The sequence below is a fragment of the Streptomyces sp. NPDC003038 genome, assembly GCF_040611115.1.
GTDB lineage: Bacteria > Actinomycetota > Actinomycetes > Streptomycetales > Streptomycetaceae > Streptomyces.
The window spans coordinates 15,028-27,517 of record NZ_JBEXNN010000046.1 but is presented as its reverse complement, the minus strand read 5'-3'; the positions used below and the strand labels follow the sequence as shown (position 1 = coordinate 27,517).

Sequence of the window (12,490 nt, the reverse complement as noted above, 5' to 3'; positions counted from 1 at the left end):
ATACGCGCAGACCTCCACCAGGGCCTCCTCGAACTCGCCTGCTCCATCATCTGCTTGAGACGGCTACGCACCGCATTCTGAAACGATCAGTAAGGGCCTGCCCGGCGCATCGTGCCGGACAGGCCCCGCTTCGCCCGGGAGCACCGGGATTCCGCGCTGTTCCTGCACGCCTTCGCCTACTCCGGCTACCTGGCGGCCCACGCCGAGCCGATCGGCGCGGCCAAGGCGGCCTCCTCGGCGGTCATGACCGAGTGGATGCGGGCACGCATCGAGCGCGGCGAGATCGCGGCCCTCCCCGAGTCCCTGCTCGAAGTGCTGGTCGTCGGCCCGCCCCGCGAGTTCTCGCAGCGCTGGCTGTCGAGCACCTACGCCATGGACCTCGACGAGGCGGCGCGCCTCCTCCCCGACCTCATCTGGCGCTCCCTGCGCCCGCGCTAGGCCGTCTCGGGGTCGTGGGCTTCTGGGTGGTTGTCCGGGGCGTCGTCGTCCATGCCGAGGAGTCTGCGCCGGACGGGGCGCGCGGGCGAGGTCCCGTACGGGGCGGGCGGAGGCGCCGTGGGGGCGGACGGGCTCACACCGGGGCGCCACTGCGGGCCGGCTCGCGGGCGGCGACGTAGCCGGTGCCGCTGTCGGCCCCGGTCACGGCGGCGGTGCGGCCGCTCTGGCCGGGGATGTCCGCGGCATTCCAGCCGGGCACGGCAGCTCCCTCAGGACGCGGCGAGTTACCGAGGGTAGCCCGTGCCGTCCCGGGCCCGGCCGGACGGGCCAGTAGGCTGCGGCCTTGCCCCTTCCCTCTCCCGTTCTCCGAGGTACCGCGCAGTGAGCTCCGCATCACCCCCCATATCCGTGACGGTCGTCGGCCTCGGCGCCGACGGCTGGGCCGGGCTCACCGCCGCCGCGCGGTCCGCGCTGACCTCCGCCGAGGTGCTGATCGGCGGGCCGCGCCAGCTCGACCTGCTGCCGCCCGAACGGTGCGCCGGTGAGCGGGTGGCGTGGCCCAGCCCGCTGCGGCCGGCCGTACCGAAGCTGATGGCGGAGCACGCGGGCCGCCGGATCGCGGTGCTGGCCAGCGGCGACCCCATGTTCTACGGAATCGGCCGCGCCCTCGCGCAGGAGCTCGGCCCCGGGGCCCTGCTGGTCCATCCGCATCCCTCGTCGGTGTCGTACGCCTGCGCCCGCCTCGGCTGGCCGGTGGAGGACACCGAGGTGGTCACGGTGGTCGGCCGCCCCGTGGCCCGGCTCGGGGCCGCGCTGTACGAGGGGCGGCGGGTCCTGGTGCTGAGCGCGGGCGCGGGCTCCCCGGGCGAGATCGCCGCCCTGCTGCGCGAGCGGGGCTTCGGCCCGAGCCGCATGCGGGTGCTGGAGCAGCTCGGGTCCGAGCGCGAGGACGCGTACGAGGGTCTGGCCGACGGCTGGGACCGTCCGCCCGGCGACCCGCTGAACGTGGTGGCCGTGGAGTGCCGCCGCGACCCGGCGGGCGAGACCCCTCGGCTCGGCGCGACCCCCGGCCTGCCGGACACCGCGTACGAGCACGACGGGCAGCTCACCAAACGCCACGTCCGGGCCGCGACCCTGTGCGCCCTGGCCCCCGCCCCGGGCGAGCTGCTGTGGGACATCGGCGGCGGCTCCGGTTCCATCGGCATCGAGTGGATGCGGACGCACCCCTCGTGCCGGGCGGTGGCGGTGGAGCGCGTCCCGGTGCGGGCGGCGCGCATCACCCGTAACGCGGCGGCGCTCGGCGTTCCGGGCCTGCGCGTGGTCACCGGCGCCGCCCCCGAGGCGCTCGCCGGGCTCCCGGCACCCGACGCGGTGTTCATCGGCGGCGGGCTGACGGCGCCGGGCCTGCTGGACGCGGCCTGGGCGGCGCTGGTCCCCGGCGGCCGGCTGGTGGTCAACACGGTCACTCTGGAGTCGGAGGCGGTCCTCACCGACCGCTACCGGCGCCACGGCGGGGAACTGGTGAAGCTCGCCGTCGCGCACGCCGTGCCGGTGGGCGGTTTCACGGGCTGGCGGCAGGCGATGCCGGTCACCCAATGGTCCGTGACGAAGCCGACGGCGCGGACGGCACAGGCGGCCCAGACGGCCCAGACGGCACAGACGACGAACGAGAAGGATCAGACATGACCGTGTACTTCATCGGCGCGGGCCCCGGCGCCGCGGACCTGATCACCGTGCGTGGTGCCCGGACGCTGGCCGCCGCTCCCGTCTGCCTGTACGCCGGCAGCCTCGTCCCGCGCGAACTGCTGGCCGAGTGCCCGCCGGACGCGCGCCTCGTCGACACCTCGCAGCTGAACCTGGACGAGATCATCGCCGAGTGCGTACGGGCCCACGCGGCGGGCCGGGACGTGGCGCGGCTGCACTCCGGTGACCCGTCCATCTTCAGCGCGGTCGCGGAGCAGATGCGACGGCTCGACGCGGCCGGCATCCCGTACGAGGTCGTCCCGGGCGTACCGGCCTTCGCGGCGGCGGCGGCCGCCCTGAAGCGGGAGCTGACCGTCCCCACCGTCGGTCAGACCGTGATCCTGACCCGCATCGCCCAGCAGGCCACCCCGATGCCGCCCGGCGAGGATCTCGCCACCTTGGGCCGCAGCGGCGCGCTGCTGGTGCTGCACCTGGCCACGCGCTATGTGGACCGGGTCGTGGACGAACTGCTGCCGCACTACGGGCCCGAGTGCCCGGTGGCGGTGGTGGCGATGGCCAGCCGCCCCGACGAGCTGATCCTGCGCGGCACGCTGACGGACATCGCCGCCCAGGTGAAGGAGGCGGGCCTGGTCCGCACGGCCGTCATCGTCGTGGGCCGCACCCTGGGCGCCGAGCAGTTCCGGGACAGCCACCTGTACTCCCCCGAACGCGACCGGCATGTCTGCTGAACGCGCCCCCCGGCGGCACGTCCTGATCCTGGGCGGCACCACGGAGGCCAGGCGCCTGGCGGCGGCCCTGACCGCCACCCCGGCGGCGCCGGAAGGCGCCCAGCCGCCTCCGGCGGCCCCGCACGGCCCGACCGGAACCCCCGGCACCCCCGGCACCCCGGGGCCCCCCGGGACGCTCGGAACCCCCCGGATGCCGGGAACCCCCGGGCCAGTCGGAACCCCCGGCACCCCGGGGCCCCCCGGGCCCGCCGACCCGGCGCGCGCGGCCGAGCACCGGAAACCGGACGCGACCGCCGCAGGCCGGGCCGACCCGGCCGGGGTCGTGCCCGCGCCGCCCGTCCCGCCGGAGGCGGCCCGCGTGACCACCTCGCTCGCGGGGCGGGTCGCCGCTCCCGTGCTCCCGCCGGGCGAGACCCGGATCGGCGGGTTCGGCGGTCCCGCCGGGCTGGCGCGGTGGATCACCGCCCACCACGTCACCCACCTGGTCGACGCCACCCATCCCTTCGCCGAGCGGATGAGTTTCAACGCGGCGGAGGCGGCGGCCCTCACGGGAGTTCCGCTGCTCGCGCTGCGCCGCCCCGGATGGGCGCCCGGTCCCGGCGACGCCTGGACCTTCGCGGACTCCCTCGCCGAGGCCGCCGCCCTGCTGCCCGCCCTCGGCCGCCGCGCGTTCCTGACCACCGGCCGGATGGGACTGCACACCTTCGCGCATCTCACCGACACCTGGTTCCTGGTGCGTTCGGTGGATCCTCCGGCCGCGCCGGTGCCCCCGCGCCTCGAAGTCCTGCTGGCCCGCGGTCCGTTCACCCTGGACGACGAGCGGGAGCTGCTCGCCCGGCACCGGATCGACGTCCTGGTCACCAAGGACAGCGGCGGCTCGGCCACCGCGCCCAAGCTGGCCGCGGCCCGCGAAGCGGGCATCCCGGTCCTCGTCGTACGCCGTCCCGCCGTCCCGGAGCGCGTACCGGAGGCGGGCTCGGTGGCCGCGGCCCTGTCCTGGCTCGGCGGCGCCGGGCTTTCGTAGCTCCAGCCGAGCCTCGGGCCCCGGTACGCGCTCCGGGACGGCAGGACGTCCCGAAAAGGCCGGGGTCCGGGGCGGTTCACCGCCCCGGACCCCGGCCCGGACACCACCTCACCCGGTCACGGGTACCGGCGCGGCGTCCAGGTGATCCTCGAACCGTCGGCCCGGTCGGTGACCTGGGTCTGCGAGGAGCCGATCAGCAGGATCGTGCGCATGTCCACCTCGGACGGCTCCAGTTCGGCCAGCGTGACGATCCGCACCGACTGCGCCGGGCCGCCCACGTCGCGGGCGACGACCACCGGGGTCTGCGGCGAGCGCAGTTCCAGCAGCAGCTCGCGCGCCTGCGCCACCTGCCAGGTCCGGCTGCGCGAGCCGGGGTTGTACAGGGCGAGTACGAGGTCCGCCGCCGCGGCCGCGCGCAGCCGCTCCGCGATGACCTCCCACGGCTTGAGCCGGTCCGAAAGGGAGATGGTGGCGTAGTCGTGGCCGAGCGGGGCACCGGCCGCGGCCGCCGCCGCGTTGGCCGCGGTCACCCCCGGCAGGACCCGTACGGGCACGTCCTTGTACTCCGCCTGCCCGGACACCTCCAGGACCGCCGTGGCCATGGCGAAGACCCCGGGGTCGCCGCCGGAGACCACGGCCACCCGCTTGCCGCGCCGGGCGAGGTCGAGGGCGAACTCGGCGCGTTCCGACTCCACCTTGTTGTCGGAGCCGTGCCGGATCTGGCCCGGCCTGACCGGGACCCGGTCCAGGTACGTGGTGTAGCCGATCAGGACCTCGGCGTCGGCCAGGGCGCGCCGGGTCTGCGGGGTGAGCCAGAGCGGGCCCGCCGGGCCGGTGCCGACGACGACGACCTCACCCGGGCCGGAGGGCACACTGCCCGGGTTGCCGATCCGGCTGGGGACGACGGCGACGGCGAAGTACGGCACGCTGTCCGGGTCGGTGTCGGCCAGGGCTCCGGTCCGCTCGCCGGCCATGGTGGCGCGCTCGACGTAGCGGGCCTCGGCGAGCCGGCCGCCGGCCTCCATCGCCCGCCGCACGGCGGGGAAGGTGCGGCCGAGCTTCATCACGACCGCCGAGTCGGTGGCGGCGAGGCGGGCGGTGAGCTCCTCCTCGGGCAGGGTGCCGGGCAGGATGGTCAGGACCTCCTCGCCCTCCACGAGCGGGGTGCCGAGCCGGGCGGCGGCGGCGCTCACCGAGGTGACGCCGGGGATCACCTCGGTCTCGTACCGCTCCGCGAGCCGCTTGTGCATGTGCATGTACGAGCTGTAGAAGAGCGGGTCGCCCTCGGCGAGGACGGCCACGGTCCGGCCGGCGTCCAGGTGCTCGGCCAGGCGGGCGGCGGCGGCCTCGTAGAACTCCTCCATGGCGCCCTGGTAGCCGCCGGGGTGGTCGGTGGTCTCGGTGGTGACCGGGTAGACCAGCGGCTCCTCGATGTGGTCGGCGCGCAGGTGCTTTGCGGCGATCGAGCGGGCGATGGAGCGGCCGTGGCGGGCGCTGTGATAGGCGACGACGTCCGCTTCGGCGATCACCTCGACGGCGCGCAGGGTCATCAGCGAGGGGTCACCGGGCCCGAGGCCGACGCCGTAGAGACGCCCCTTGTCCTGGTCGCTCATTCTTCCTCGCTCGCGATCGCGTTGACGGCGGCGGCCGCGATGGCGCTGCCGCCGCGCCGGCCGCGCACGATCAAGTGGTCGAGCACCGAGGGGTGTTCGGCGAGGGCGTCCTTGGACTCGGCGGCGCCGATGAAGCCGACGGGAACGCCGATGACGGCGGCGGGGCGCGGGGCACCCTCCTCGATCATCTCCAGCAGTCGGTACAGCGCGGTGGGCGCGTTGCCGACGGCGACCACCGCGCCCTCCAACAGGCCGCGGTCGCGCCACACTTCGAGCGCGGCGGCGCTGCGCGTGGTGCCCATCTTCGCGGCGAGGCCGGCCACGGCCGGGTCGGAGAGGGTGCAGATCACGTCGTTGTCGGCGGGCAGCCGCTTGCGGGTGACTCCGCTGGCGACCATCTGCACGTCGCACAGGATCGGCGCACCCGCCTTCAGGGCCGCGCGGGCGCGCAGCACCACCTCTGGGGTGTACCCCAAGTCCTGTGGGAGGTCGGTCATTCCGCAGGCGTGAATCATGCGCACCGCGACCTGCGCGACCGAGGCGGGCAGCCCGGAGAGGTCCGCCTCGGCGCGGATCGTGGCAAAGGACTGGCGGTAGATCGCGGCGCCGTCCTTCTCGTACTCGAACACTGTGTACTCGCTCATTTCTTCACTGCGTCTGGGGATTCTCGGCATCTGGGGTGGTGCTGCGCGCGGCCGCCAGGGCTGCCGCCAGATCGGGGTGGTGCGCCAGCGCCAGACCGGGGTGGTGCGGCACGGGCCGACCGTGGACGGAGAGCGCGTAGCCGTCGCCGGTCGCGACCGCGTCGACCCAGGCGGTCCCCCGCGGGTGCCCGCACCTGCGCGCGCAGCCGGACCAGTGCAGGGGCAGCGCCCCGGCCGCGTCGTGGACGAGGGCCCGCGCGTCGGCGCGTACGTCGGCGAGGGCCTTGGCGCAACCGGGCCTGCCGGTGCAGGCGGTGACGGACTCCCAGGGGCTGTCCCGGTCCAGGACCAGCCCGGCTCCGGCGAGCGGTTCCGCCGACCGCGGGTGCGGCAGGACGACGGTGCGCCACGGTGTGATCCGCAGCCCGCCCGCACCGGCCACCGACAGCAGCAGGCGCCACTGCCGCGAGGTCATCCGGCCGAGCGGCGCCAGGACGCACAGCGCGCGGGCGCCGACGGGTCCGGGCCGGGGCGGGGCGGCGTACGGCCGGTCCACCTCGCCCGCGTACCGGCCGTCGATCCCGGCGGCGGTCAGCCGTACGGCGAACTCACGTGCGGTCAAGGCGTGTTCGGGGAGAAGTTCGGCCACTCGCCAGGCGCGGGTACCGGCCGTCGCGGCGGCGTCGAGGAAGTATTCGGCGGCGAGCAGCGCGGCCCGGGGGGCGTCCTGGGCGGCCACTTCGCAGGCGTCGGCCGCCGCTCCCAGCCGTACCAGCGCGCGTTGCGGGGACAGCGCGAGCAGCGTTACGTCAGGGGCGAGCGCGGCGACGTCCCCGCGCCCGTCGTCAAGGGCGAACAGGAAGCGCCCGGAGAGCTCGGCCGCCCGCGCGCTCGCGCACAGCGTCCGGTCCAGTGCGCGGACCCAGGGCAGCACCTCGGCGCGGCCGAGGCCGTCGAGCCCGCTGAGCGGGCTGGCCACGATGTTGCGCACGCGCTCGTGGGTGGGTGCGGGAAGCAGCCCGGCGGCGTCCAGACGCTCCGCCAGTGCGGCGTCGCATCCGTCCGCGAGTCCGCGTAGTTGCACATTGCCGCGGGAGGTGAATTCGATGTGGCCGTCCCCGAGCCGGTCCGCGGCGTCGGCCAGGGCCGCGGCGCCCTCGGCGTCCAGCAGCCCGCCCGGTATCCGGATCCGCGCGAGGAACCCGTCGTCCGCCGCGTGCAGCCGCAGCGCGCCGGGGCAGGCGTCGCCGCGGTCCCGTATGACGGGTTCGTCCCGCGGTGCGGCGGAGGGGGACTGGGGCATGCCGGCGAGCATACCCACGATTACGACGCCCGCGACCTGTGTCCGTCACCACCCCGTTCCGCCTCACCGGGCCGGTTCGGCTCCCCCGGGGCGAATCGGCCTCGCCGGCGTTCGAGGTGCGCGGGCCCGGGTGCGGAGCCCCCGCGCCCGCCCCGCGGAGCCCCCGCGCCCGCCCCGCGACGGGCCCGCAACGCCCCCGCCACGGCCCCGCACCCGGCGACCCGCCAAGCCCGGCGCACCCCCGGCGGCAGCGGCGTCCCGAGCAGCGGCATCCCCACAGGACCCGGCCGGGCCGAGCGCGGCGACCCGGCCTCCCGCCCAGGGGCGCGGCCGCCTAAGATGACCTTCCGGCGGACCACACGGCCCGCCGTCGCCGAGGACGGCGACATGGGAGGAAGCCCGGTGAGATTCCGGCGCGGTCCCGCCACTGTGAACCCCGCGGAGCGATCGGCGGGGTGAGTCAGGAACTCCCGCTGTCCTCACTGCCCGGGGCGCGGAAACCCCGAGGAAGGCCTGCCGCCGCATGATCCTGCTGCTGTCGACGTCCGACACCGATCTGCTCAGCGCCCGCGCCGCGGACGGCCCCGTCCCGTACCGGTTCGCGAACCCCTCCCGCCTTCCCCTCGACGACCTTCCCGGCCTCCTCGCCGGCGTCGACCTGGTCGTCGTACGCCTCCTCGGCGGCCTGCGCGCCTGGCAGGACGGCCTCGACGTGCTCCTGGCGCCCGACCAGACCCGCCCGGTCGTGGTCCTCACCGGCGAACAGGCGCCCGACGCCCAGCTGATGGAGGCCTCCACGGTCCCGATCGGCATCGCGGCCGAGGCCCACGGCTACCTCGCGCACGGCGGCCCCGCCAACCTGGAGCAGCTGGCGCGGTTCCTCTCCGACACCGTCCTGCTGACCGGCCACGGCTTCGAGCCGCCCGCCGCCGCCCCCACCTGGGGCCCGCTGGAGCGCACCGCGCGGCGGACGGACGGCCCCCGCATCGCCGTGCTCTACTACCGCGCCCACGAGATGAGCGGCAACACCGCCTTCGTCCACACCCTCTGCGCGGCCATCGAGGACCAGGACGCGCAGGCGGTCCCGCTGTACGTGTCCTCCCTGCGCACTCCCGAGCCGGAGTTGCTCACGGAGCTGGCCGGCGTCGACGCCATCGTCACCACCGTCCTCGCGGCGGGCGGCACCCGTCCCGCCACCGCTTCGGCGGGCGGGGACGACGAGTCGTGGGACGCGGGCGCGCTCGCCGCGCTCGGGGTGCCGATCCTGCAGGCGCTGTGCCTGACCGGTTCGCGCTCGGCGTGGGAGGAGAGCGACGAGGGGCTGTCCCCGCTCGACGCCGCCACCCAGGTCGCCGTGCCCGAGTTCGACGGCCGTCTGATCACCGTCCCGTTCTCCTTCAAGGAGCTCGACGAGGACGGCCTGCCGGCGTACGTGGCGGACCCCGAGCGGGCCGCCCGGGTCGCGGGGATCGCCGTACGCCACGCCCGTCTGCGGCACATCGACCGCCGCGACAAGCGCATCGCGCTGGTCCTCTCCGCGTACCCCACCAAGCACTCCCGCATCGGCAACGCGGTCGGGCTCGACACTCCGGCCAGCGCCGTCGAACTGCTGCGCACCCTGATCGCCGGCGGCTACGACTTCGGTCCCGTCGAGGACGTCCCGGGCCTCGTCTCCGGCGACGGCGACGAGCTGATCCGCGCCCTGATCGATGCCGGCGGCCACGACCAGGACTGGCTGACCGAGGAGCAGCTGGCCCGCAACCCGGTCCGCATCCCGGCCGCCGACTACAAGCGCTGGTACGCCGAGCTCCCCGCCGAGCTGCGCGAGCGGGTCGAGGAGCACTGGGGCCCGGCCCCGGGCGAGATGTTCCTGGACCGCTCCCGCAACCCCGAGGGCGACATCGTCCTCGCGGCCCTGCGCCGCGGCAATCTCCTGATCCTCATCCAGCCGCCGCGCGGCTTCGGCGAGAACCCGATCGCGATCTACCACGATCCCGATCTGCCGCCCTCGCACCACTACCTGGCCGCGTACCGCTGGATCCAGGCGCGCGCGCAGGACGGCGGTTTCGGCGCCGACGCGATGATCCACCTGGGCAAGCACGGCAATCTGGAGTGGCTGCCGGGCAAGAACGCCGGCCTGTCCGCGGCCTGCGCCCCGGACGCCGCCCTCGGCGACCTCCCGCTCATCTATCCCTTCCTCGTCAACGACCCGGGCGAGGGCACCCAGGCCAAGCGCCGCGTGCACGCCACCCTGGTCGACCACCTGGTGCCGCCGATGGCGCGCGCGGAGTCGTACGGGGACATCGCGCGCCTGGAGCAGCACCTCGACGAGTACGCCCAGATCTCGGCGATGGACCCGGCCAAGCTGCCGGCGATCCGGGCGCAGATCTGGACCCTGATCCAGGCGGCGAAGCTCGATCACGACCTGGGTCTCGAAGAGCGCCCGGACGACGACGGCTTCGACGACTTCCTGCTCCATGTCGACGGCTGGCTGTGCGAGATCAAGGACGCCCAGATCCGCGACGGTCTGCACGTCCTGGGCGGCGCGCCGACCGGTCCGGCCCGCGTCAATCTGGTCCTCGCCATCCTGCGGGCCCGCCAGATCTGGGGCGGTACGACGGCCCTTCCGGGCCTGCGCGAGGCGCTGGGCCTGGACGAGTCGGCCGCGACGCGCACCTCGGCCGACGCCGTGGAGGAAGAGGCCCGCACGCTGGTGCAGGCGATGGAGGACGCGGCCTGGGACCCGGCGGCGGTCGCCGCCGTCGCCTCCGGGTACTCGGCGGACGTGGTGGCCGTACTGGACTTCGCGGCGCGCGAGGTGGTGCCGCGCCTGGCGGGCACGGTGGACGAGATCGCCCACGTGGTCAGCGCCCTGGACGGCTCCTTCGTGCCGGCGGGCCCGTCCGGTTCGCCGCTGCGCGGTCTGGTCAACGTGCTGCCGACGGGCCGCAACTTCTACTCCGTGGACCCGAAGGCCGTCCCCTCCCGCCTCGCGTGGGAGACGGGCCAGGCCCTCGCCGAGTCCCTTCTGAACCGCTACCGCACGGACAACGGCGAATGGCCCGCGTCGGTCGGCCTGTCCCTGTGGGGCACGAGCGCGATGCGCACCTCGGGCGACGACGTGGCGGAAGCCCTGTCACTGCTGGGCGTCCGCCCGGTCTGGGACGAGGCCTCGCGCCGCGTGACCGGTCTCGAAGCGATCCCGCTCGCCGAGCTGGGCCGGCCCCGCATCGATGTGACCCTGCGCATCTCGGGCTTCTTCCGGGACGCGTTCCCGCACGTGATCGGCCTGCTGGACGACGCGGTCCGGCTCGTGGCGGGCCTGGACGAGCCGGCGGAGGAGAACTTCGTCCGCGCCCACGCCCAGGCGGATCTGGCCGAGCACGGTGACGAGCGCCGCGCGACGACCCGTATCTTCGGCTCGCGCCCCGGCACGTACGGCGCGGGCATCCTCCAGCTGATCGACTCCCGCGACTGGCGTACGGACGCCGACCTCGCGGAGGTCTACACGGTGTGGGGCGGGTACGCGTACGGCCGCGGCCTCGAAGGCCGCCCCGCCCGGGCGGAGATGGAGAGCGCCTACAAGCGGATCACCGTCGCCGCCAAGAACACGGACACCCGCGAGCACGACATCGCCGACTCGGACGACTACTTCCAGTACCACGGCGGCATGGTCGCCACGGTCCGCGCCCTGCGCGGGACGGCCCCGGAGGCGTACATCGGCGACTCCACCCGCCCGGAGACCGTCAAGACCCGCACCCTCGTGGAGGAGACCAGCCGCGTCTTCCGGGCGCGCGTGGTGAACCCGAAGTGGATCGAGGCGATGCGCCGCCACGGCTACAAGGGCGCCTTCGAGCTGGCGGCGACCGTGGACTACCTCTTCGGTTACGACGCCACGACGGGCGTGGTGGCGGACTGGATGTACGACAAGCTCACGGAGACCTACGTCCTGGACCCGGAGAACCGCGCCTTCCTGGAGGAGGCCAACCCCTGGGCGCTGCACGGGATCGCGGAGCGCCTCCTGGAGGCCGAGTCCCGCGGCATGTGGGAGAAGCCGGACCCGCAGATCCTCGAATCCCTGCGCCAGGTGTACCTGGACACGGAGGGCCGCCTGGAGGGCGAAGCGGAATAACGGGTTGGGCGCGGGCCCGCCGGAGGGCGAGCCCGTGCCCTACCCCGTACAGAAGGCGGCGGCGCCGTCCGCGCGTGAGCCGGCCTCGACGCGGTAGACGCCACGGCCCGGCAGGTTCCGGTAGGGGCCGCTCGTCTCCGCGGGGGCGGTGAAGCGGACTTCGAGGACGCGGGGCCTCCCCCCGTCCCGGCGGAAGCACAGTCCGGCCGCTTCGGCCGCGGCTCCGTGGGGGGCCGCCTCCTCTTTCCAGCCGTCCGCCGCGGCTGCCTCGCGGTAGAACCGGACCACCGTCTCCGGGCTCTGCGAGGTCTCGTAGGTCCGTCCCGCGTACAGCCAGGGATCGCTGTCTCCCAGGCAGCCCGAGTCGCCCTCCGGGCCGGGAACGACCGGCCGCGCGACCGCCCCTTGCGGACGGGCCTCCAGCACCGCGACCTCTTCCAGGCTCCGCAGTTCCCCGGCCGCGCCCTGACAGCTCGCGCCCCGCGTGGACAGCGCGCACGCGCCGAGCCCCGCCGCCGCGCACGCCAGGGCCGACAGCAGGGCCGCCCCACGGGCCAAGGCAGCGACAGACATGTTCATGGCGCGAGTATGCGCCATCGGCCGGTTCCCGACGCAATACCTCGAAGGAGGCCATCCCCACCTCCGAGTGGTTCGAACGCCGCGTCACGGACACGCCGCGCGTCACGGACACGCCGGGCAGACCGCTTCTATCCCGTGGCGGGCCGGCGCGGCGCGGAACGACACGTCCGTCACCTGAAGCGGTGAACTCCCCCTTATATGCCGGGCATCACGGGTAGGGCACTGCTGATCTCGTGCGGGGGCCGGGGCTCCGGCCCCCGCACCTCGGGCGAGACAGACCGGGATACGGACAGACCGGGACACAGACAGACGAAAGGCCGACCCC

10 protein-coding genes, 1 pseudogene and 1 riboswitch are annotated in these 12,490 nt (G+C 75.0%); of the genes and pseudogenes, 5 read left to right on the top strand and 6 right to left on the bottom strand.

Annotated elements, in window-relative coordinates; genetic code table 11:
- Positions 1–111: 111 nt before the first annotated feature.
- The gene (locus tag ABZX75_RS31620; protein WP_355416752.1) at positions 112–438 is read left to right on the top strand and encodes a hypothetical protein; all 327 of its coding nucleotides are present in this window, start codon (positions 112–114) and stop codon (positions 436–438) included.
- Here ABZX75_RS31620 and ABZX75_RS31615 read toward each other — a convergent pair.
- Entirely contained in the window at positions 435–575 is a 141-nt protein-coding gene (locus ABZX75_RS31615; RefSeq protein ID WP_355416748.1) for a hypothetical protein, read from the bottom strand. The genes ABZX75_RS31620 and ABZX75_RS31615 overlap by 4 nt on opposite strands.
- Positions 575–697 (bottom strand): annotated as a pseudogene (locus ABZX75_RS31610) (short-chain dehydrogenase); the annotation flags it as partial. The gene ABZX75_RS31615 and the pseudogene ABZX75_RS31610, both read right to left, overlap by 1 nt.
- Before the next feature lie 122 nt (positions 698–819).
- On the opposite strand from ABZX75_RS31610, the gene cbiE reads away from it, so the two are divergent.
- The 3 genes from cbiE to ABZX75_RS31595 all read left to right on the top strand — a co-directional run bounded on the left by cbiE (position 820) and on the right by ABZX75_RS31595 (position 3,894).
- The gene (cbiE, locus tag ABZX75_RS31605; protein ID WP_355416745.1) at positions 820–2,124 is read left to right on the top strand and encodes a precorrin-6y C5,15-methyltransferase (decarboxylating) subunit CbiE; all 1,305 of its coding nucleotides are present in this window, start codon (positions 820–822) and stop codon (positions 2,122–2,124) included.
- On the top strand, positions 2,121–2,870 hold the full coding sequence (gene cobM, locus ABZX75_RS31600; RefSeq protein ID WP_355416742.1) for a precorrin-4 C(11)-methyltransferase: 750 nt from the start codon (positions 2,121–2,123) through the stop codon (positions 2,868–2,870). Before cbiE ends, cobM begins: the two co-directional genes overlap by 4 nt.
- Before the next feature lie 190 nt (positions 2,871–3,060).
- On the top strand, positions 3,061–3,894 hold the full coding sequence (locus ABZX75_RS31595; protein ID WP_355416758.1) for a cobalt-precorrin-6A reductase: 834 nt from the start codon (positions 3,061–3,063) through the stop codon (positions 3,892–3,894).
- 116 nt (positions 3,895–4,010) lie between these two features.
- Here the strand turns inward: ABZX75_RS31595 and ABZX75_RS31590 are convergent, their stop codons facing one another.
- From ABZX75_RS31590 to ABZX75_RS31580, 3 genes are read right to left on the bottom strand one after another with little or no spacing between them, the layout of a single operon-like run.
- A complete protein-coding gene (locus tag ABZX75_RS31590) occupies positions 4,011–5,507 on the bottom strand; it encodes a precorrin-2 C(20)-methyltransferase (protein ID WP_355416739.1) in 1,497 nt (498 codons plus the stop codon).
- A complete protein-coding gene (locus ABZX75_RS31585; RefSeq protein WP_355416736.1) occupies positions 5,504–6,151 on the bottom strand; it encodes a precorrin-8X methylmutase in 648 nt (215 codons plus the stop codon). The genes ABZX75_RS31590 and ABZX75_RS31585 overlap by 4 nt, the downstream gene beginning before the upstream one ends.
- 4 nt (positions 6,152–6,155) lie before the next feature.
- The gene (locus ABZX75_RS31580; RefSeq protein WP_355416733.1) at positions 6,156–7,454 is read right to left on the bottom strand and encodes a cobalamin biosynthesis protein CobG; all 1,299 of its coding nucleotides are present in this window, start codon (positions 7,452–7,454) and stop codon (positions 6,156–6,158) included.
- Positions 7,455–7,787: 333 nt separating this feature from the next.
- Positions 7,788–7,945: riboswitch (cobalamin riboswitch) on the top strand.
- A 32-nt stretch (positions 7,946–7,977) separates the two neighbouring features.
- Between ABZX75_RS31580 and cobN the strand changes: the two genes are divergently transcribed.
- Positions 7,978–11,586, top strand: a complete 3,609-nt coding sequence (cobN, locus tag ABZX75_RS31575; protein ID WP_355416730.1) for a cobaltochelatase subunit CobN — start codon at positions 7,978–7,980, stop codon at positions 11,584–11,586.
- A gap of 39 nt (positions 11,587–11,625) precedes the next feature.
- Here the strand turns inward: cobN and ABZX75_RS31570 are convergent, their stop codons facing one another.
- Positions 11,626–12,165 carry a hypothetical protein gene (locus ABZX75_RS31570; RefSeq protein WP_355416727.1) on the bottom strand — a complete coding sequence of 180 codons (540 nt, stop codon included), beginning with the start codon at positions 12,163–12,165 and terminating at the stop codon, positions 11,626–11,628.
- Positions 12,166–12,490 lie beyond the last annotated feature (325 nt).

Bases quoted from the DNA above. Each gene is read 5' to 3' on its own strand.
- cobM (WP_355416742.1), top strand. From the start codon at position 2,121: ATGACCGTGTACTTCATCGGCGCGGGCCCCGGCGCCGCGGACCTGATC.
- ABZX75_RS31595 (WP_355416758.1), top strand. From the start codon at position 3,061: ATGCCGGGAACCCCCGGGCCAGTCGGAACCCCCGGCACCCCGGGGCCC.
- ABZX75_RS31590 (WP_355416739.1), bottom strand. From the start codon at position 5,507: ATGAGCGACCAGGACAAGGGGCGTCTCTACGGCGTCGGCCTCGGGCCC.
- ABZX75_RS31585 (WP_355416736.1), bottom strand. From the start codon at position 6,151: ATGAGCGAGTACACAGTGTTCGAGTACGAGAAGGACGGCGCCGCGATC.
- ABZX75_RS31580 (WP_355416733.1), bottom strand. From the start codon at position 7,454: ATGCCCCAGTCCCCCTCCGCCGCACCGCGGGACGAACCCGTCATACGG.
- cobN (WP_355416730.1), top strand. From the start codon at position 7,978: ATGATCCTGCTGCTGTCGACGTCCGACACCGATCTGCTCAGCGCCCGC.
- ABZX75_RS31570 (WP_355416727.1), bottom strand. From the start codon at position 12,165: ATGAACATGTCTGTCGCTGCCTTGGCCCGTGGGGCGGCCCTGCTGTCG.